Source organism: Clostridium sp. 1001271B_151109_B4 (assembly GCF_015670405.1).
Taxonomy (GTDB): Bacteria; Bacillota; Clostridia; order Clostridiales; family Clostridiaceae; genus Clostridium.
In genome coordinates this window covers 1-21,624 of the sequence record NZ_JADPBQ010000004.1, presented here as the reverse complement: position 1 = coordinate 21,624, position 21,624 = coordinate 1, and the positions used below count along the sequence as shown (strand labels likewise).

The following is a 21,624-nucleotide window of genomic DNA, read 5'->3' as shown; positions in this document are numbered from 1 at the left end:
GAAATAATTCAATATAATTTTCTAAATAAGAAGTAGGAGGCAAGAATAAAATGGACCCTATATAGTAGACATTCAAAAAAAGAGTATCTATCTATATAGAGTCTTTTTTTGTACAATAATTATTAAAGTCTAAAAATCTCGGACAATCTATGTCCAGACGCGGTAATTGTTGGGATAACGCCCCGCAGGAATCTTTTTTTGGACATATGAAGGATGAAATTAATTATAGAAGTTGTACGACTTTTGAAGAACTTAAACGCATAATCGATAATTATATAAATTATTATAATAATTACCGTTATCAATGGAATTTAAAAAAGCTGACTCCTGTAAAATACAGAAATCAGCTTTTAGTAGCTTAGCCCCTTTTTTTATGTCCTTGACATAGGGTCCACTTTACAAGCTGATAGTTTCTTTTTTTATTGAATATAATTTTAACTTTAAATAAATATAAAAAAATAACCCCCTACCAAGCTTGTGGGAAAAAATTGCAAATGATAAAATTTCAGTAACGTAGCAATTTAAAACATATTATAGGAGGTAAATAAGTTGAGAAAAAGAAGTATTGCTTTATCTTTAATTTTTGCAATGAGTTTAATGTTTGTGGGGTGTAACAGTGCAAGTGAAGGAACAAATAAAAATACAGATGATAATACAGAAGTAGCAGTTAATACTAAAGCTAAAGATAGTATATCTGCATATGTTGGAACTAGTATATTTGAAGGAAGTTTAGATCCAATTAAGGGAGCAATGAGCTATGGATATTCTTTTACTAATTGTGCATTAACAAGGGTTAATTCAGAGTCAGAATATGAAGGGGACTTAGCTACTGATTGGCAAATAAGTGATGACTCTTTAGTTTATACATTTAATTTAAGAGAAGGAGTTAAATTCCATGATGGTTCAGATTTTACAGCAGAAGATGTAGTTTTTACTTATGAAACTGTTAAAGAAAATCAAGGAAATAATGAAAATGTAGATCTTTCAAGATTGGAATCAGTAACTGCTTTAGATGATTATACAGTTGAATTTAAATTATCAGAAAGTTACTCTCCATTCTTTGATTCGGTAGCTTTATTAGGTATTGTTCCAAGTGATGCTTATGATAGTGAAACATTTGATAAGTATCCAATTGGTACAGGAGCATGGAAAGTTATTCAATATGATACAGACCAACAAATAATAGTTCAAGCAAATGAAGATTATTATGAAGGAGCACCAGAAATTAAGCAAGTAACTTTTGTAAAGATGGATAATGAAGCTGCATTTTCAAATGCAAAATCAGGTCAATTAGATATAGTTATGGTAGCGCCCAATTATGCTCTTGAAGAAATAGATGGAATGCATATAGAAAATCTTGAAACAATGGATGTTCGTAATATTAGTTTGCCATGTATACCAGAACAAGTAGTTAAGAATCCTGATGGGAATGAAGTAACAGTAGGGAATAATGTTACTTCTGATGTTGTAGTTCGTAAAGCTTTAAGTATAGGGATAGATAGGGAATCAATAATAAATAATGCTTTAAATGGTATAGGCAAACCAGCTACTGGGTTTACTACTAATTTATCTTGGGGAAATCCTTTGGTTTATGAAGATAATCAAAGGGAAGAAGCAAAAAAACTTTTAGAAGATGCTGGATGGGTTGATTCAGATGGAGATGGAATTAGAGAAAAAGACGGAGTAAAATGTGAATTTGATGTATATTCACCATCTAATGACCAACAACGTTACTTATTAGCAGTTGCTGTTGCTGAAGATGCTAAGGAATTAGGTATATCTATAAATGCAAAACAAGGAACATGGGATGAACTTACTGCAAATGCAAATACAGCTGGAATAGTATGGGGATGGGGACAATATAGTCCAACAGTATTAAAGTCCTTACTTTATTCAGAATTATTCTTAGGTGGTGATTATGACAATACAGTTGGATATTCTAATGAAGAGGTAGATAAATTGATAGATGAAGCAATAGATTCTAATAATCAAGAAGATGCAATTAAAAAGTGGAAAGAAGTACAAGCTGTTTCAGCAGAAGATTATCCTTATTTATATATAGTAAATATTGAGCATAGTTATTTTGTTAATGATTCTATTGATATTTCAGTAGATACTCAAATAGCTCATCCTCATGGTCATGGTTTACCAATTATTTGTAATATGAAGGATTGGAAAATTAATGAATAGATTTAAGTATATAGGTTCAACGTTTTTAAGGCTGATATCACTTTTAATTGCAGTTAGTATTATAGCTTTTGTTTTAGTTACATCATCCCCAATAGACCCATTGACATCGTATGTAGGGACAGAATCTACACTTTCAAAAGAGGCAAAAGATGAAATAGCAGAACACTGGAGGTTAAATGACCCTCCAGTGGAAAGATTTATAACATGGGGGAAAAATGTATTAAAAGGTGATTTAGGAACATCAATAACATTTAAACAACCTGTTGGTACAGTAATTTTAGAAAGATTTCAATATTCAATAGTTCTAATGATGGTAGCTTGGCTTTTTTCAGGTGTTTTAGGATTTATAATTGGAATTCTAGCTGGTGTATATAAAGGTAGTATTTTTGATAAGATTATAAAAGTTTTTTGTCTTATGCTTCAATCAGCACCAACGTTTTGGATTGGCTTATTAGTTTTAAGTTTATTTGCAGTCAAGTTAGGCTGGTTTCCTATAGGATTAGCAGCCCCAATGGGAAAATTAGCATCAGATATAACCATTGGTGATAGAATATATCATCTTATATTACCAGCTTTCACATTAAGTGTTTTAAGTATAGGAAAAATAACATTATTTACACGACAAAAATTAATAGAAATATTAAATAGTGATTTTATACTTTTTGCAAAGGCAAGAGGAGAAAGCACTACTCAGTTAATTATGAGGCATGGAGTAAGGAATATAGCATTGCCAGCAATTACAGAACAGTTCTCATCTTTTAGCGAACTTTTTGGAGGAATGGCATTAGCAGAGACAGTATTTTCTTACCCAGGATTAGGTACCGCAACAACAGCTGCTGGGCTAAATGGAGATGTTCCACTATTACTTGGGATTGCAATATTTAGCGCTATATTTGTATTTGTAGGTAATTTAATTGCAAATATATTATATGGAATTTTAGACTCAAGATTAAAAGAGGAGGGATATCATGCTTAATAGTCCTTCAGTTAATTTAGAAAAGAAAAGAATACAAATATTTTCTAATGGAAGAAGAAGAATAGTATTTTATATAACTATTTCAGTAATTTATTTATTAACAATTTTTATTGTAGGCTTAACGATGAATCCAGATAAATATGCTGTAGATTACTCTGCAAAATTTATTAGCCCCTCTTTAGGTCATCTATTTGGCACAGATTTTATGGGAAGAGATATGTTTTGGAGATGTATTAAGGGATTATCTAATAGTATATTAATCGGTATTTTTGCATCTGTAGTAAGCTCATTTATCGCACTTTTATTTGGTGTTTCATCTGCAATTATAGGTGGATGGTATGATAGATTTATTAACTGGTGTGTAGATCTTTGTATGGGAATTCCCCATCTTATTTTATTAATATTAATATCATTTATGCTTGGAAGAGGAGCTATAGGAGTTACAGTAGCTGTTGCATTAACTCATTGGACAGGATTGACTAGACTTGTTAGAGCTGAGGTATTACAGGTTCGCTCCACACAATATGTACAAGCGGCTTATAAGATGGGAAAAAGTAAATTTCAAGTAGCAATAAGTCATATTATACCTCAAGTTCTTCCAGTATATTTAATTGGTGTTGTTCTATTATTTCCACATGCTATCATGCATGAAGCATCTATAACATTTTTAGGATTTGGGATTCCAGCTGAGGTTCCAGCAATTGGTGTAATATTATCAGAAGCTATGAAACATATCGCAACAGGAAAGTGGTGGCTTGCATTATTCCCAGGGCTTATGTTATTGAGTGTTGTATTACTATTTGATGTAATTGGCGAAAATCTTAAACAATTAATAAATCCCAATAGTGGTAATGAGTAATTTTCAAAATTGATAATTAAGAGATGGTGGTAATCTTCTTAATTATGATAAATATTAGTTTAATAAGGAGGAAGGTATGAGGAATAATGCAAAGAGTGTATATGATGAATTTGCATTAGAAGTAAATAATTTATCAGTAGCTTTTAATATGTATGATAAAGGTTTAAATAAAAATGATTTAGAAGTTATTCATGAATTAAGTATAAATGTAAAAAAAGGCGAAATAGTAGTGGTTGTAGGGTCAAGCGGTTCTGGAAAAAGTCTTCTTGCCCATGCGATAATGGGAATACTTCCAGGCAATTCAAATATAAAAGGTGATATAAAGTTTTACGGAGAAAATTTAACAGAGAAAAAGTTAAAAAAGCTTAGAGGAAAAGATATATCTTTTATACCACAATCCGTAGAATTTTTAGATCCATTAATGAAGATTGGAAAACAAGTTATCGGAATTAATGGAAGTGAAAAAAAACGAAAAGAAATATTTAAAAAATATGATTTAGAAGATAATGTTGCAGACAAATACCCATTTCAACTATCAGGGGGAATGGCTAGAAGAGTATTAATAGCAACAGCTGTAATGAATGATGCAAAGTTAATTATAGCAGATGAACCAACTCCAGGTTTGAATATAGAACTAGCAATGGATACTTTGAAGCATTTAAGAGATATTGCAGATAATGGATGTGGTATTCTTTTAATTACTCATGATGTGGATTTAGCATTAAATGTAGCTGATAGAATAGCTGTCTTTTATTCAGGAACAATAGTTGAAATAGCAAAAGTAGATGATTTTATAAAAGGAAAAGATGCATTGAGACATCCATATAGTAAGGCATTTATAGATGCTTTACCACAAAATAAGTTTAAATCTATACCAGGATTTCAACCGTATGCAGGAAATTTACCAACAGGGTGTCTATTTGGAGATAGATGCCATATGAGAACTGAAGAATGCAATAAAAATATTGAAATGAGAAAATTAAGAGGTGGAGAGGTGAGATGTATTAATGCTACTTGAAGTTAAAAATGTAAGTTATCGTTACAATAAAAGTTCTCCTTGGATACTTGAAGATGTTAGCTTTACTATAGATTCAAAGGAAAGAGTTGCATTAGTTGGTCCATCGGGATATGGAAAAAGTACCTTAGCTAAAATAATATCTGGATATATAAAGCCAGAAAGGGGTGAAATTCTATGGGATGGCAAGCCACTTCCGAAGAATGTATATTGCCCAATTCAAATGATTTATCAACATCCTGAAAAGTCAGTTAACCCAAGATGGAAAATGGCAAAAATATTAAATGAAGCATGGGAAGTTGATAATAATATTTTGCAAGAGATGGGTATAGAAAAGTCTTGGTTTAATAGATGGCCAAATGAATTGTCCGGTGGAGAGTTACAAAGATTTTGCATAGCAAGAGTTCTAGGTCCAGAAACAAAATTTTTAGTTTGTGATGAGATAAGTACTATGCTTGATGTTATAACTCAAGCTCAAATATGGAATTTTCTTTTAAAAATCTCGCAAGAGAATGAATTGGGTATGCTTGTAGTTACACATAACATTGAATTAGCCAATAGAGTGTGTGATAGAATTATAGAATTACCTAAATTAAATAAAAAAGAAGAAATAGCAGTATAAAAAATTTTCTATAAATATTAATTGTGGTTGAATTAAATGATAATTTTAATAGTGTAGATATGAGCAAAATATTAATTGCTGATAAGAATTTTGATTTTAATGATAAGTATTTTGCACAATTATGTGAGGATAATAATATTAAAATTATTATAAATGATAAAGATTTTTTAAAACTTTCAAATAACATTAAGATAATAACCGCTTAAGATAAATCACACTAAATTTTATTAATAATGTTGTCTACACACTGAACTTTGCACATGAAGCCCTCGACAATACAGAATGTGTTGTCGAGGGCTTTTTATTGTATGATTAGATTTTAGATTTAGAATAATATAACATATAAGCTTTGGAAAATTTTAATGGAGATAAAAGTTTCCAGTAATATTTGATTTATAAGAAACTATATTACACAAAATTATCTACAGTCTCATCATTACTTTTGGGTAATTTTATTGTGAATGTTGTCCCTTTGCCTAATTCACTTACAACACTAATATCTCCGCCATGGAGTTCGATTAATCCTTTTGTGATAGTAAGTCCTAATCCGCTACCTTTTGATACTTCTCTTTTTGAATTTACAACTTGACTAAACCTATCAAATATACTATCTATTTTTTCAGGTGCTATTCCACTACCAGTATCACTTATTTCTATAGTTAATATATCATGTGAATTAAATATATTAACAAGTATTTTACCATGAGAGTCCGTAAATTTTATAGCATTACCAACAATATTTACAATACATCTTTCAATAGCAGTTGGGTCAAATTTCATAATACAATCTTCTGTATTTGTATCGATAATAAGGTCTATTTCTTTTTCTTCGGCTAAACTCTTTAATGATAAAGCAGCCTCTTCAACTACGTATATAATATCTTTTTCTTCTAGAAGAAGGACATAAAAACCTTCATTTATTTTAGAAGAATCAATTAAATCATTAATAATATTTAGAAGTCTTTTTAAATTATTATCATTTATCTTCATGTATCTTGATAGATCTTTTGACGAAATACCACCTGATTTATTAAGATTAACTATTAATTGTTGAGTTGCACCTATAACATTTAGTGGAGTTCTAAGTTCATGTGACATATTTATCAAGTAATTATTTTTACGTTTTTCTAATTCAATATTTCTCTGAAGAAGTTCATTTTTTTCTTTTATTTTCTTTGCTAATTGTTTATTTTTTAGATTAATGGCATTCTTCAAGTGTGCTATTTTTAATGAAACATATATTATAACTAAAAAGAAGAGTAGAAAATAAATAAATTTAAAAATTTTACTTTTCCAAAATGGTGGATTTACATAAAAAGAAATATTTTTAATTTCACTATTATTTCCATAAAAGTTTTGGGCTATAAAATCTATATTATATTTTTTATCAGTTAAGTTTGAGAGTGTAATTTTATTACCATTCATTAATGTCCATTTATCATTATTTATACGATAATAAAAATCGACATTCTGCATATTGTTATAAATATTAGTAAATAACTTCACAGTAATAGAACTATCTTTATAATCCATAGAAATATTATCTAAGTCATATATCTCTATTCCATTTATAGACACAGAATCAAAGTGTATTACAGGAGAAGATATATCTTTTTCTATAATAATTGGATCTATAAGGTATATACCATTAATTGATCCCAAAATATATTTTCCGGTCTTAGTTTTTAAAAATGAGTTTACAGAAAATTCTATATCGGTTAAATATTTTTTTACATTTATTAATTGATCATTTTTAAATTCTAAACAGTTTATCCCTGAATTTGTACTTATCCATATTTTATTATTAGAGGGAATGATGCCATAAATAGTATTATTAGAAAGGCCATCTTCTACGGAGTATATTTCAAATTCTTCAGTTAACCTATTATATTTATTCAGACCACTTTCAGTACCAAACCATAAATTTCCTTTAGAATCTTCAGAAATTGATAAAATAGCATTATCAGAAATACTATTTTCAAGTTCATCATATTTGAAGAGTGTTACAGCGTTATTATTAGGATTAAATTGTATCAATCCTCCTTTACGTGCTCCGCCAAGCCAATAAGTGCCATGCGAATCTTTAAAAATAGGCCCGCCTAAGGTAATATTTATATTATTTTCAGCAAGTAATTTGTTAATACTTTTTATGCTAAAGTCATTTAGATCAATAATATCAAAACCACCTATAGTTCCAACCCATAGATAATCTCCATCTACATATAAAGTGTGGCAAAATTTGTTTTCTAATAAATTTTGTATTTCTAAAGTTTCTATATTAATAATATTTAGTCCAACAGAAGATGTAGCAAAGACATATTTTTCATTACCCTTTATATCCCAAATAGTATCAGAGTTTAATTTATTATCAGTTTTAGTATTTAATTGTATAAAAGTATCATTTTCCTTATTACATATACTGATACCATTTCCATAAACTCCAAGCCATAGATTTTCATTAACATCTTCATATGTACCAACTATAATGTTATTTTTCAAATTTGGGTCAACTATAAGATTATTATAGTAACTTATTCCCAAATTAAAATCTACTGTGTTTATTCCAGAAAATGTACCTATCCATAACAATCCACTAGAATCTTTCATAATATAAGATACATTATTATCAAGTAATGAATATTCATCATATGGATTATTTGTAAAATGCATTTGGGAGTCTTTTTCTCCCAATATATATATACCATTAGTTGAGGCAATATAAATTCCTGTATTATCAATATAAATATGTTTAACAGTATATGAAGAACCACTATCGCCATTAATATATAACTTATGTTTATTAGTCATTTCTCCAGTTTTAATATTATATGTATATATACCATCAGATTCGGTTCCTAAGTATAGAGTACTTTCATATAATGATAAAGTTGTAAAAATAGTATCTTTAATTAAAGATTTAACGATGCTATATTGGTTATTTATCATATCATATTTTAAAAGATAATTGTTTGATATCATATAAATTTCATTATCATTATAAAATTCTATAGAGAGTATCTTTGAAGATGAAAGTTCAAAATCTTCCTTTATTAAAGAAAGAAAATTATCATTAGTATCATCATAGATATTTAATCCATTTGATGTAGCAATTATAATATCACCGTGATTGTTAATTTTGATATCCATAATTGTATTTGATGACAATGAACTATTATTTATAGTGTAATTACTTATTTCCTCAGTTTTTAAATTAATTTTACTTAAACCATCAAGAGTTCCTACCCATAAATTATTGTTTAAATCTTCATTTAAACATGTAATATAGCTATCAACAATATTTCGTTTCTCACTAAAACCTTTGTTATAAATTTCGAATTCAAAGCCATTATATCTATTCAATCCATTTTTAGTACCAATCCAAATATAATCTGAACTATCCTGATATATATAATTTATTGAAGTTTGTGATAAAGCATTTGATGCCATCAGATTATTGAACATAAGTTCAGATGAATGAACTAGTGTAGGTATATTTATAGATATTAAAAGTAGTGTAATAAATAAAATTATTTTTTTTATATTCATAAATATACAAAGCTCCTCATATAAAATTGTTAATGTTTTGTCTAGTAATATTTTAAAAAAATTGGCATAAGATGTCAAGTGGTTTTGAAAACCATATAATTTAATATTCTAGTAAAATATAAAACTATGATAATGATATGCTCCCTTTATAGTAGACAGTATAGAAAATAAAAAGTTAGTATTAGATAGAAGTAAATCAGGAGAAGTATTTTCGACAGAATATGGTACAGAAAGAAAATGCGAATATAATGAAAAGAATTTAAAAGTGTAAATATTTGTAGATGTTTCTTCAGTTGAGATATTTGTTAATGATGGAGAAGAGGTATTTACTTCAAGGATATTTACAAAAGAAGAAAGTAAAGGTGTTGCTATATTTGCTAATGGACAAGCAAATATAGATATTGATTTATGGAAATTTAATTTTAGTTATTAGTAAAAACCTGTGCAGATTATCTGCACGGGTTACTAATTTGCTAATTTAAAAAAATATGAAAATGCTACTATTATGTATTTAAGATAATGGTATGGATTTTCTTTACCATTGAACAATAGAAAGATATTAGTGATATAATTGTTTAAAAATATAAACAATTAAACTATAGAAAATATAAATAAAAATTTATTGGTATCAATAAAATAAAAGAAAGAATGTGGTGAGGAAATACAATTATGAAAGAGAAAATAAAAATTAATATATTGAATTGTGGTGAAGTTGGGGTTGATCCTGCAGTTCCTTTTAGGGATGTATCTAAAAATCCCATAGCATATACAGGGATTGGCAGGAGTAAAAAGTTGCGAGTATGGTTGCCAGTTACTGCTTATTTAATAGAGCATCCAAAAGGGAATATATTAATAGATACTGGATGGCATACAGATGTTAGAAATAAACCTATAAAGCATTTATCTCCATTATTATATATGGCAAGTAAGCCTAGATTACCAGAAGGAGAAGCTATAAATGAACAGCTTAAAAAATTAAATATAGAGCCTAAAGATTTAGATTATGTATTCTTAACTCATATGGATTGTGATCATGCAAGCGGATTAGAATTAGTTAAGGATGCTAAAAGAATTATGATATCGAAAGAAGAGTTAGAGGCGATAAGAAAAGGAAATGTTAGATATTATAAAAGATTTTGGAATGGAATAAATATAGAAGGTTTTTCAATGGAATACTCAGAATATGGGCCATTTAATAAAGCATATGATGTATTTGGGGATGGAACTGTATTATTAATAGATGCGAAGGGACATACTCAAGGAAATATTGTAGTTATGGTAAAAAATAACGATAAATTTATTTTAATTACAGGTGATTGTGGGTATGCCAAGGATTCATGGGAGAATCTACGTATACCAGGGCCATTAGTTAATAAAGAGGATATGATAACATCTTTAAAATGGATTAGGAATATGGCTCACAAAAAAGAGTGTGTAGGAGTATTTGCAACACATGATCCAAAGGTTAAAGATGAAATAGTGGTTTTATAAAAAAATATTAAGAAGGGGAGAGGTAAGCATATGAAAAAATGCCATGAAGTGAGGTTAGAACTTGCTGAAGAGTTAAAAGCATGCCAAAAGGCTTTTGTAGCTTTAGGAGATGAAACTAGGCAGCAAATTATAATAGCATTGCTTGAAAGTGAAGTTCACGGAATAAGGGTAGGGGAAATAACAGAAAAAACACATCTTTCAAGGCCAGCAGTATCACATCATTTACGAATATTAAAAGAGGCTGGAATAGTAGGTATGTATAGAGAAGGTACTAAAAATTATTATTATGTAAGTGCAGAAGAAACTATATGGAAGCATCTTGGAAATTTGTTTGCTAAAATAAATGAAATAGTTGATGAGATATCAGAAAAGGAATGTTCGAAAAGCCAAATAGAAATAGAATCAAATAAGGATTTTATATAAGAATATATTAATAAGTGAGGGAGATTAATTATGAATATTATTGAGGCAATTAATAATCGTCATTCGGTTCGTAGATATACTGATAGGAAGATTGATGAAAATATTAAAAGTGAGTTATTAGAGACTATTGATCAGTGTAATAAAGAAGGAAATTTAAATATTCAGTTATGTACAGATGAGCCTAGAGCTTTTGATAGTTTTATGGCTCATTATGGCAAGTTTAACAATGTTAGAAACTACATTGCTATAGTAGGCAAGAAAGGCAATGACTTTTATGAAAAGTGTGGATATTATGGTGAAAAGATAGTTATTAAGGCAACTCAATTAGGATTGAATACATGTTGGGTAGCGCTTACCTTTAGTAAAGGTAATACAATATGTAAGATTGAAAATGGAGAAAAATTATGTTGTGTAATAGCTTTAGGATACGGGGAAAATCAAGGTGTTGCGCATAAAAGTAAACCTATAGAACAACTTTGTAGGGTAAATGGAGATATGCCGGATTGGTTTAAAAGAGGAATGGAAGCAGCAGTTCTAGCCCCTACGGCTATGAATCAACAAAAGTTTCTTATTAGTTTAGATGGAAATAAAGTAAATGCTAAGGCATTAACTGCATTTTATAGTAAGTTAGATTTAGGAATAGTTAAATATCACTTTGAAGTAGGCGCTGGAAAAGAAAACTTTGAATATATCTAAATAGGTGCTATAACTACACTAGTATATATAAACACATACATTTTTAGTATGTGTTTTTTTATAATTAAACTATAGGTTTGGTTATGGTTTATTTAATGATGCATATATAATAAACTCATATTATAAATAACTATTGACACTATAGTTACTATAGACTTTTTATAAATAACTATTGACACTATAGTTACTATAGACTTTATTATGGTTAGAGAAACAAAAATGGAGGTAAAATCATGATAAAAGAATTTTTAAAATATGCAGTTCCTTCAGCTTTAGCCATGTTTGTTTCATCTCTATATACAATAATTGATGGAATTTTTGTTGGACAAGGTGTTGGAGACTCTGCATTGGCAGCAGTTAATATAGTTATGCCATTTACTATAATGCTATTTGGAATAGCAACTATGTTCGCGGTAGGTGGTGGAGATCTAGTATCTAAAAATATAGGTGCTAATAATAAAGAAAAGGCTGTGAAAATATTTAGGCAAGTATTTAAGTTTTTGTTAATTATAAGTTTAGTTATAAGTCTAGTTGCAGTTGTATTTTCAAAATATATAGTAAGAATATTAGGAGCTACAGATACATTGGTGCCTTTAGCATCAACCTATTTAAGGTATTATAGTTTATTTTGTATTCCAAATTTAGTTGGTATTGCATTAAATAGCTTTGTTAGAAATGATGGAAGACCAAGGCTTGCCATGATATCAACATTATTAGGCGCGGTAACTAATATAATTTTAGACTATATATTTATATTCCCATTAGGGCTTGGAATAAAAGGTGCTGCAATAGCTACGGGACTTGGTCAAATAGTTACTATAGGGATATTATTACCTCATTTTATAATGAAGAGAGGTATATTAACTTTTGGAAATATAAAATTAGAAAGTAAAATATTAAAGGAATTTATTAATATAGGATTTCCATCTTTCTTTGCGGAAGTAAGCTTTTCAATAATAATATTCTTTATGAATTTAGCATTAGTTAAAACTGGTGGAGAAATAGCTTTATCAGCTTTTGCAATAATTAATTATATAACAACAAATATTTATATGGTATTACTAGGTCTATCAATAGGAGTACAGCCATTATTAAGTTATAATTATGGTGCAAAAAATTCAAAAAAAATGTTAAAATTTTATTCTATAACAATGAAATCAGCATTTATAATAAATATAGTATTTATGACTGTATGCTTTATATTTGGGAAAAATATGATAGATATATTTACTTCAGATATTAAAATAGCTAATTCTGCATATATAGGTTTAAATTTAACAAATATTGCATTTATTATGGTTGGGTTTAATTTAACAAGTACAGTTTATTATCAAGCAATAAATATGCCTAAAGTTTCTAATATTTTTTGCAGTTGCAGAAGTATAATATTACTTCCTATATCATTATTTACTTTATCTAAATTGCTTGGAATGAATGGTATATGGATTAGTTTAGCTATATCAGAATTGCTAACATTTATAATTTTGAGTTATTCTATTAATATTAAGTCGTATACTACAAAGTCTATTGCCAAGGCTAGTTAATCACAGGAGATTTTTTATATGGAAACTTATTTTTCAGTTGGAGAGATATCTAAATTAACTAATGTTCCAATTCAAACATTAAGATATTATGATAAGATGGGCCTTCTTAAGCCAGCGTATATAAATGAACAAAATAATTATAGGTATTATTCAATAAATCAATTTATAAAGATTGATTTATTGAAGCAATGCAAGCTTATGGGATTATCATTAAAAGAAATAGAAGAGTTATTAAAAGATGAAATAACTGCAGATTCAATGATAAAAATACTTGAGAAGCAAAGAATAGTTTTAGATGAAAAGATAAGGGAACTTGAGGCTGTTAAATCATATATTGATTTTTTAGATTTTAGAATAAAAGAAAGTAAGAAAGTAGAGAAAACAGAAATCTTTATTAAGGAAAATGATGAAAGAGTAGTTGAGAGATATAATTGCAGAATGGAGAATGTAAAAGAAGTTGAACTTAATTTAAGGAAAGTTTTACTTGCGGCAGAAAAGGATGATTGCATGTTGAATTCTGAGTTAGCATTCGAAGCTTCTTTAGAGGAATTAAAAACTCAAGGTAAAGTAGTTTATACTGCAATAATGTTATATAAGCATGAGAACTTAGTGGATAATTATGAAAATATTATATTGCCAAAGGGAAAATATTTAACAATGTATTATGACGATGGATATAAAAATAATTTAAAGTATTATAAAAGAATGCTAAATTATATTGAAAAAAATAATATAGAAACAGTCGGGAATTTTAATGAGTTTTCAATACTATCGAGGATAAATGCTAATGAGGCAGAAAAGTCAATAATTCAATTAGAAATAAAAATTAAATAAATTTTGATTAATGAAATAGTCTTAACCTTTAGTTTATATAGGTTAAGACTATTTTTTATTTTATAACTTTTTATGGTACAATTGTGGATATATATAGTAAATTAAAAAGAAAGTAATAATATATTATAGTGGAAAAGTTTAAGATATAGGGGGTGTTTTTATGACAGAATTAGAAAATAAATTAAAAGAATATGCACAGTACTTAAATGAAATAGAATATTATAGAACTGCAGAAAGCCTTATGTATTGGGATATGACTACAGGTATGCCTGAAAATGCAGCAGAAAAAAGAGCAGAGGCTATGTCGTTTATGAATCTTCAGCAGCATAACTTATTAGTTGGGGTAAAAAAGCAGGAATTTATTAAATTTTTTGAAGAGCATATAAATGAATTGAATTTTATTCAAAAAAGAATGTTAAGTGAAATGAAAAAGGAATATGAAAAAGAAAAAATATATCCAGAGGAATTTGTAAGGGAATTTTCATTAGCGGCATCTAAGGGTCAATTATCTTGGGAAAAGGCTAAGAATGAAAGTAATTTTGAAATATTTAGGCCAGAGCTAGAAAAAGTAGTAGAACTAACTAAACGTGCTATAGAATATAGAGGATATAGTGAAAATAAATATAATACATTACTTGATGATTATGAAGCTGGATTAACAGTTGATAAGTTAGACATAGTGTTTGGTGAATTGAGAGATGGAATAGTAGAGATATTAAATAAAATAGAAAATAGTAAAGTGAAAATAAATAACAAGCTTTCAGGAAAAAGATTTCCAAAGGAAAATCAAGAAAGATTTTGTATTAAACTTTTAAATACTATGGGATTTGATTTTAAATCAGGGAGAATGGATGAAAGTGAACATCCATATACTATGGACATGAGTAATAAAGATGTTAGAATTACAAATCATTATTATTTAAATGATTTTATTTCAGCAATGTTTTCAGCAATACATGAAGGTGGGCATGCAATTTACGAGCAGGATATACCTGATTATTTAGAGGGAACAGGAATAAATAAAGCAGCTTCAATGGCTATTCATGAGTCACAATCAAGATTTTATGAAAATATAATTGGAAGAAGCAAAGCCTTTTCCAACTACTTATATAGGGAGGCTAAAAAGGAATTTTGTAATCAATTTGATCATGTAACAAAAGATGATTTTTATAAAATTATAAATAAAGTTCAACCGTCTCTTATAAGAACAGAAGCAGATGAATTAACTTATAGTTTACATGTAATTATAAGATATGAAATAGAAAAGCTTCTTGTAAATGATAAAATAAAGGTTTCTGATCTTCCAAGAGTGTGGAATGAAAAGTATAAAGAATACTTAGGAGTAGAGCCAAAAAATGATAAAGAAGGTGTACTTCAAGATGTTCATTGGTCAGATGGGTCATTTGGATATTTTCCAAGTTATGCTTTAGGAAATCTTTATGGAGCACAAATGCTAAATAAAATGCTTGAGGATGAGCCACATATTTATGATGAAATTTCAAAGGGAAATTTAAATTCAGTACATCAATGGTTAAAGAAAAATGTACATGAATATGCTAATATTTATGATCCAAGTGAATTAATAAAGAAAATTACTGGCGAGGAACTTCAAGCTAAGTATTTCCTAAAATATTTAGATGATAAATATAAAGAGATTTATAAGTATTAATAGTAAAAATAGAGCTGAATCAAAATAGATTCAGCTCTATTTTTATATTAACAGATTATTATAGTATTTTTTATTTGGGATGAACATGAAGAATAGATGAATGATATTGACAAAATGTATTTAGGGTGATAATCTAAAACAAATAGTTTTTAAAACTATGTATTTTAGAATTAAACTCAAAATAATTTAGAACGCTATATTAAGTGATTGGAGAGAGAATTTATGATAAAAATAGTATCTGATTCATCGGCATTATATTCAAAAGAAGATGGACAAGCAAAGGGAGTTGCAATTGCACCGTTGATAGTAACTATTAATGGGGAAACTTATAGAGAGTATGAAGATATAATAACTGAGGAATTTATTAAGATAATTAATGCTGGGCACATTCCTGTTTCATCACAACCTGCTATAGGAGAAGTGTTAAATATTTATGATGAAAATATAGAAGATGAAATAATTAATATTTCAATGGCAGATGGATTGTCTGGAACTTATAATTCAGCATGTGTTGCGAAGGATATGGCAACGAATCCAGAGCGTATTGAAGTAATTAACTCTGGAACTTTATGTGGTCCACAAAAATATTTAGTTGATTTAGCTGTAGAGCTTGTTAAGTTAGGAAAGACTAAAAATGAAATAGTTAGTGAAATAAATAAGTCATTAGTAGAAACAAAATCATTTTTAATTCCACATGATTTTGATTATTTAGTAAGAGGAGGGAGATTATCACCTATTGTTGGGAAAATAGGCAGTGTAATTAAATTAGTACCTGTTATGACTCTTGCTGAAGATAAAAAGTCTTTAGTGAAATTTACAACTAAACGTACACTTAAAAAGGCAATGCAAAAAATAAGTGAAGAAATGATTAATAATAATGTAGATTCAAATTATAAAATTTATATTTCTCATGCATGTAATGAGGAATTGGCAAAATGCACAAAAAATATTATACTAGGATATATAGAAAATGCAGATATAGAAATTAATATGTTAGGACCAGTATTTACTACTCAAGGGGGTCCAAGCTGTATTTCTGTACAATACATTAAAAAGCATGATGCATTAAAGTAGAGAGGAGGAAACATGGAGTCTTTTGATTTTTCTATACCAAGATTTAAGGAATTACCAAGGGTTCCACTTTATAAAGATCAAGTAATTATATATTTAGAAGAATTAGCAAAAACATTAAATATTGAAAGTGATGAAAAACTATTAACACCAACTATGTTGAATAATTATGTTAAACAAAAGATTGTTTCTCCACCTAAGGATAAAAAATATAATGAGGAACATTTGGCATACTTAATAGTTGTTTGTTTATTAAAACAAGTATTTAGTTTACATGAGATATGTGATTTAATAAATATTCAAATTGAAAGCTGTCCAATTGAAGTAGCTTATGATTACTTTTGTGATGAAACTGAGGAAGCAATTAAGTCGGTATTTTTCACAAGGGATTTTTCAAAGTCTTCTAACCCAAGTAATCGTACAAAGGAAAGTGAAATATTAAAGTCATCAGTTATGGCATTTGCACATAAATTATATATTAAGCAACAATTAAGTGATGTAGACAAATTGCGTAGTATTTAGTTTAGTAATGTAAATGTGAAACCATAACACTATTGTGAATCATGGTAATACGAGAAAATAAATAGATTATCTCAAGGAATTAGAATATTCCTTTTGATAACCTATTTATTTTTTTTTATTTAATAGTAGATGTACTGATTTAAAATTAATCCAAATTAAATTAATTAATGTTTATAATACAAGTAAGCAGCTTTATTTTAAATAAATTGAATTTTTGTAATAATTTATGATAGTTTTTATCTTACAAATATTGTAAAATAAAAGTGATTGATAAAATCACTACATTACAATAAAAGGAGATTACAATATGGATATGTATGGATTTTACACAGGAAAAGTTTTTGATGCTTATAAATATATGGGTGCACATATTGAGAAAGATGGAGTTATATTTAGAACTTATGCACCAAATGCTTTAAAGGTAGAATTAATTGGGGATTTTAATAATTGGGAAGGAACAGAGATGAAAAGGATAGAAGATGGTAAATTCTTTGAATGTAAAGTCCCCAATTTAAAGGAAGGAATGTTATATAAGTATAGAATATACAGTAAAAATGGAGAATGTATTGAGCATTGTGATCCATATGGATTTGGAATGGAATTAAGACCAAATACTGCCTCAATAATTAGGGATTTAAATGAATATAAATTTGATGACGACGAATGGATTGAGAATAGAACAGATTGTAAAGATAAACCCTTAAATATTTATGAGGTTCATTTAGGGTCATGGAAAAAGAAAGAGGGCAACATATGGTATAATTATAGAGAGTTAGAGGATAAGTTAATTCCATATGTAAAGGAGTATGGATACAACTATATTGAGATTATGCCGTTAAGTGAACATCCATGTGATGAGTCATGGGGATATCAAAATACAGGTTTTTTTAGTCCAACATCTAGATATGGAACTGCAACAGATTTAAAAAGCTTAATAAATGCATGTCATAAGAATAATATTGGTGTATTAATGGATTTTGTTCCAGTACATTTTGCAGTAGATAGTTTTGCATTGGCTAATTATGATGGAGAGCCTTTATATGAATATTCATATGATGATGTTGCAATTAGTCAGTGGGGAAGTAAAAACTTTATGCATTCAAAAGGAGAAGTAAGAAGCTTTTTACAATCAGCAGCAAATTATTGGATTGAAGAATATCATTTTGATGGATTAAGAGTTGATGCATTAAGTAATATTATTTATTGGCAAGGGGATTCAAATAGAGGAGAAAATAAAGATGCAGTAGATTTCATTAAAGGTATGAATCAGGGGTTAAAATATATGCATCCAAATATAATTTTAGCTGCAGAAGATTCAACTGCATATCCAAAAGTTACAGCTCCAATAGAAGAAGGCGGACTTGGATTTGACTATAAATGGGATATGGGATGGATGAATGATACATTAGAATATTTTAAATTACATCCTTATGACAGAAGAAGAGCTTATCATAAGCTAACTTTTTCTATGATGTATTTTTATAGTGAACATTTTCTAATGCCTTTATCTCATGATGAAGTTGTTCATGGGAAAGCTACTATAATCCAAAAAATGCATGGAGAATATGATGATAAGTTTAAGCAGGCTAGAGCATTATATATGTATATGTATGCTCATCCAGGTAAAAAACTGAATTTTATGGGAAATGAAATTGGTCAATTTAGAGAATGGGATGAAAAGAAAGAGCAAGATTGGAATATTCTAGAGTATCCGATGCATAATAAGTTTCATAGATTCATGCGTGATTTAAGTTTAGTTTATATTAATCATCCAGCATTATTTGAAAATGATTATGAAACAGAAGGATTTAATTGGGTAAATTGCCATGAAGAAGAGAAGTGTATATATGTTTTTGAAAGAATATGCAAAGATGAACGAATATTAGCTTTGTTCAATTTTTCAGATGCATATCATAAAGGATTTGAAGTTCCAATTGAAAATAAAACATTAGAGATTCTTATGGATAGTAGTATAAATGAATATGGTGGAGATGGAACTACTGATTATAGAATATTAATTGAAGAGTATATTAAGTATTATGAAAATGGGAATAAAAATGATTCAAATTCAATAATTTCAAGTAGTAAGAGAAGACTACTATCAATTGATATGAGACCATATTCTGCAGTCTACTTTATATTAAAATAGTAAATATAAAATTTACGCATAGAATATTAAATATAGGTGTTGAGTTTAATATTGTATAATATAACTTAATTAAATAGTTATAAGTTGTATAAAAAAGAAGTCGATATATATAATGTGAATTATTTATATGGACTTCTTTTTTTATAATTTATTAAGAATATGTAAATATTTAAAAATTAATATATTTCATTTTTTTAAAAGATTATGAGGAACGAAAATAATTATGTTTTAATACTATGTACTATAAGAAAAAAATAAATATTTGTCGTATTAAGGCGTACCGAGAAAGGTTGCTGGTATGGAGAGGAATCATTGGAGGATAAAAAGATGTATGATTTAATAACAAATAATTTTCAAGGAACAAATATAACTATAGCTCTTACAGGATTACCAATAGTGATTACTGGTGAAGTAGTTGGTGGAGATGGAGTTATAATAACTTTAAGATTAAGGGATGGTAGTAGCGTTTATATAGAATCAACTCTAATTGCTTTCTTCTATTAATGATAAGAAGTTCAAGATAGATTATAAGTTCTATGATAATTACTACAAAAGGGGAATAAAAGGAGGTTCAAAATGAAAGAGAAAGCAGCTGGATTTGAAGCACTAAAGGGTTTAGGTGCTCCATTGAAGGAATTAATCGACAAAAAAAGCAAATCTTTTAGTGGATTTGGTGAACTAAAAGATTTAGGACCAGGTTTTAAGCCTTTAAAATCATTAACAGATAGACCAGATGATAAAGGGAAAAAACCAGGACCACCTAAACCTATAGCAGAAATTAAAAAAGAAGAAGGATTTAGTGAATTAAAAGGGCTAGGATTAGGATTTTCAACCTTGAAAGATCTTACTGAAGAACCAGGGGATAAAGATCATAAAAAAGATGATGGAAAGGGTGGAAAGGATAATAAAGACGGAAAGAGCAACAATGATGGAAAAGACGGAAAAGAAAAGTCTGATAAACAAGCAGACGAAAATAATGAAAAAGAAGCAGTAAAAGAAGAAAACGATAATAATAAAGAAGATCATGGTGAAAAAGAAGAGCATAAGAAAGATGATCATAAAGATAAGAATGAAAAAAAATCAGAAGGGCATCATAAAGAAGATCACCATGAAGAAAAAGAAGAGCATCATAAAGAAGATCATGATGATGAAAAAGGGCACAATAAAGGCGAAGAACATCATAAATAATAACACTGTATGAAAAAAGCATATTTTTAAATATTATAATAAAGAAAAACAGGGGGATAAATAAGAAAATGGAAGAATTAATTAGAAATTATACAGGAGTTACTTTAACAATAGGAATTACAGGATTACCAATATTAATTACAGGTGAAGTTGCTTATGTAAATAACGGAATAGCAGCTGTAAGATTAGAAGATAAAAGAACTGTATATGTAAATACAGAATTTATAGCTTTCTTTAATTAATAGTTATTATAAAAAAAGTGGTATAGATTAAGGTCTATGCCGCTTTTTTATGTATTAGATAATTATTGTTTTTAATAATAATTACCTAATATATTTAATTAAAGAAAACTTCTCCTCATTTTCAGTAGAATGAGTAACTTGGATTAACCAAATTGAAATTTGTAGCTTTACTTAAAAGATAAAAACATATGATATTAAGAATAAAGCTGATATAGATAATATTATTAGTGAAAAAGGAATAGAAAAAGAAATATATTTTTTCAAATTGTAAACTTGATTTATTTTAAGTTTATAATTTTGCTGAATAATGTGGTCATTTTGATATCGGCCTACTTCACTAAGCATTATCGGGCCTCCTGTAGCTGACCAAGGTAACATACTACTTCCAGCTAATATTCCTAGGGCTAAGGCTGCATATACTAAATTACTTCCTACAATAGGGTTTAATTGTAAGCATATAGGAAGAAGTGTTGCAGCAGCAGGCCCTGCAGATAAAAAAGTTGCTATAATAAAAGCTGAAAAAAGTACAGCTAAAAATAAATAAACGCCATCCAATTTATTTAACACTAGAAGAAAGTGTATCTCTA

General features: G+C 28.2%; 20 protein-coding genes and 2 pseudogenes. 20 read left to right on the top strand and 2 right to left on the bottom strand.

Features of this window, described 5'->3' with window-relative positions:
- Nucleotides 1-137 precede the first annotated feature (137 nt).
- The 7 genes and pseudogenes from I4V63_RS03920 to I4V63_RS03890 form a co-directional block, all read left to right on the top strand.
- A pseudogene (locus I4V63_RS03920) lies at nucleotides 138-362 on the top strand (IS3 family transposase); the annotation flags it as partial.
- A gap of 187 nt (nucleotides 363-549) precedes the next feature.
- The gene (locus I4V63_RS03915; RefSeq protein ID WP_243280441.1) at nucleotides 550-2,190 is read left to right on the top strand and encodes an ABC transporter substrate-binding protein; all 1,641 of its coding nucleotides are present in this window, start codon (nucleotides 550-552) and stop codon (nucleotides 2,188-2,190) included.
- Complete coding sequence (locus tag I4V63_RS03910) at nucleotides 2,183-3,166, top strand: ABC transporter permease (RefSeq protein ID WP_195999997.1); 984 nt, start codon at nucleotides 2,183-2,185, stop codon at nucleotides 3,164-3,166. Before I4V63_RS03915 ends, I4V63_RS03910 begins: the two co-directional genes overlap by 8 nt.
- Nucleotides 3,159-4,025 (top strand): ABC transporter permease, encoded by an 867-nt coding sequence (locus I4V63_RS03905; protein ID WP_195999996.1) that lies wholly within the window; start codon nucleotides 3,159-3,161, stop codon nucleotides 4,023-4,025. The genes I4V63_RS03910 and I4V63_RS03905 overlap by 8 nt, the downstream gene beginning before the upstream one ends.
- Before the next feature lie 76 nt (nucleotides 4,026-4,101).
- On the top strand, nucleotides 4,102-5,043 hold the full coding sequence (locus I4V63_RS03900; RefSeq protein WP_195999995.1) for an ABC transporter ATP-binding protein: 942 nt from the start codon (nucleotides 4,102-4,104) through the stop codon (nucleotides 5,041-5,043).
- A complete protein-coding gene (locus tag I4V63_RS03895; protein WP_195999994.1) occupies nucleotides 5,033-5,662 on the top strand; it encodes an ATP-binding cassette domain-containing protein in 630 nt (209 codons plus the stop codon). The genes I4V63_RS03900 and I4V63_RS03895 overlap by 11 nt, the downstream gene beginning before the upstream one ends.
- Nucleotides 5,663-5,721: 59 nt before the next feature.
- The gene (locus tag I4V63_RS03890; RefSeq protein ID WP_195999993.1) at nucleotides 5,722-5,868 is read left to right on the top strand and encodes a hypothetical protein; all 147 of its coding nucleotides are present in this window, start codon (nucleotides 5,722-5,724) and stop codon (nucleotides 5,866-5,868) included.
- A 202-nt stretch (nucleotides 5,869-6,070) separates the two neighbouring features.
- Here I4V63_RS03890 and I4V63_RS03885 read toward each other — a convergent pair whose 3' ends face one another.
- Nucleotides 6,071-9,208 (bottom strand): ATP-binding protein, encoded by a 3,138-nt coding sequence (locus I4V63_RS03885; protein ID WP_195999992.1) that lies wholly within the window; start codon nucleotides 9,206-9,208, stop codon nucleotides 6,071-6,073.
- Nucleotides 9,209-9,479: 271 nt separating this feature from the next.
- Between I4V63_RS03885 and I4V63_RS15560 the strand changes: the two genes are divergently transcribed.
- The 13 genes from I4V63_RS15560 to I4V63_RS03820 all read left to right on the top strand — a co-directional run bounded on the left by I4V63_RS15560 (nucleotide 9,480) and on the right by I4V63_RS03820 (nucleotide 21,037).
- The gene (locus tag I4V63_RS15560; RefSeq protein ID WP_347707720.1) at nucleotides 9,480-9,641 is read left to right on the top strand and encodes a GH32 C-terminal domain-containing protein; all 162 of its coding nucleotides are present in this window, start codon (nucleotides 9,480-9,482) and stop codon (nucleotides 9,639-9,641) included.
- A gap of 236 nt (nucleotides 9,642-9,877) precedes the next feature.
- Entirely contained in the window at nucleotides 9,878-10,699 is an 822-nt protein-coding gene (locus I4V63_RS03875; RefSeq protein ID WP_195999991.1) for an N-acyl homoserine lactonase family protein, read from the top strand.
- A gap of 30 nt (nucleotides 10,700-10,729) precedes the next feature.
- A complete protein-coding gene (locus tag I4V63_RS03870) occupies nucleotides 10,730-11,122 on the top strand; it encodes a metalloregulator ArsR/SmtB family transcription factor (RefSeq protein ID WP_195999990.1) in 393 nt (130 codons plus the stop codon).
- A gap of 30 nt (nucleotides 11,123-11,152) precedes the next feature.
- Complete coding sequence (locus I4V63_RS03865; RefSeq protein ID WP_195999989.1) at nucleotides 11,153-11,818, top strand: nitroreductase family protein; 666 nt, start codon at nucleotides 11,153-11,155, stop codon at nucleotides 11,816-11,818.
- Nucleotides 11,819-12,051: 233 nt separating this feature from the next.
- Entirely contained in the window at nucleotides 12,052-13,362 is a 1,311-nt protein-coding gene (locus tag I4V63_RS03860) for an MATE family efflux transporter (RefSeq protein ID WP_195999988.1), read from the top strand.
- Between the two features lie 18 nt (nucleotides 13,363-13,380).
- The gene (locus I4V63_RS03855; protein ID WP_195999987.1) at nucleotides 13,381-14,196 is read left to right on the top strand and encodes a MerR family transcriptional regulator; all 816 of its coding nucleotides are present in this window, start codon (nucleotides 13,381-13,383) and stop codon (nucleotides 14,194-14,196) included.
- A gap of 160 nt (nucleotides 14,197-14,356) precedes the next feature.
- Nucleotides 14,357-15,865 carry a carboxypeptidase M32 gene (locus I4V63_RS03850; protein WP_195999986.1) on the top strand — a complete coding sequence of 503 codons (1,509 nt, stop codon included), beginning with the start codon at nucleotides 14,357-14,359 and terminating at the stop codon, nucleotides 15,863-15,865.
- Nucleotides 15,866-16,087: 222 nt separating this feature from the next.
- Complete coding sequence (locus tag I4V63_RS03845; protein WP_195999985.1) at nucleotides 16,088-16,939, top strand: DegV family protein; 852 nt, start codon at nucleotides 16,088-16,090, stop codon at nucleotides 16,937-16,939.
- Nucleotides 16,940-16,951: 12 nt separating this feature from the next.
- Nucleotides 16,952-17,458 (top strand): DUF1836 domain-containing protein, encoded by a 507-nt coding sequence (locus I4V63_RS03840; RefSeq protein WP_195999984.1) that lies wholly within the window; start codon nucleotides 16,952-16,954, stop codon nucleotides 17,456-17,458.
- Between the two features lie 307 nt (nucleotides 17,459-17,765).
- Nucleotides 17,766-19,607, top strand: a complete 1,842-nt coding sequence (gene glgB, locus I4V63_RS03835; RefSeq protein WP_195999983.1) for a 1,4-alpha-glucan branching protein GlgB — start codon at nucleotides 17,766-17,768, stop codon at nucleotides 19,605-19,607.
- Nucleotides 19,608-19,919: 312 nt separating this feature from the next.
- Nucleotides 19,920-20,111: a hypothetical protein gene (locus I4V63_RS03830; RefSeq protein ID WP_207746495.1), complete on the top strand. Its 192-nt coding sequence runs from the start codon at nucleotides 19,920-19,922 to the stop codon at nucleotides 20,109-20,111.
- Nucleotides 20,112-20,183: 72 nt separating this feature from the next.
- On the top strand, nucleotides 20,184-20,795 hold the full coding sequence (locus I4V63_RS03825; RefSeq protein ID WP_195999981.1) for a hypothetical protein: 612 nt from the start codon (nucleotides 20,184-20,186) through the stop codon (nucleotides 20,793-20,795).
- 68 nt (nucleotides 20,796-20,863) lie between these two features.
- On the top strand, nucleotides 20,864-21,037 hold the full coding sequence (locus tag I4V63_RS03820; protein ID WP_195999980.1) for a hypothetical protein: 174 nt from the start codon (nucleotides 20,864-20,866) through the stop codon (nucleotides 21,035-21,037).
- Between the two features lie 171 nt (nucleotides 21,038-21,208).
- On the opposite strand, the pseudogene I4V63_RS03815 reads toward I4V63_RS03820, so the two are convergent.
- Nucleotides 21,209-21,624, bottom strand: a pseudogene (locus I4V63_RS03815) (hypothetical protein); the annotation flags it as partial.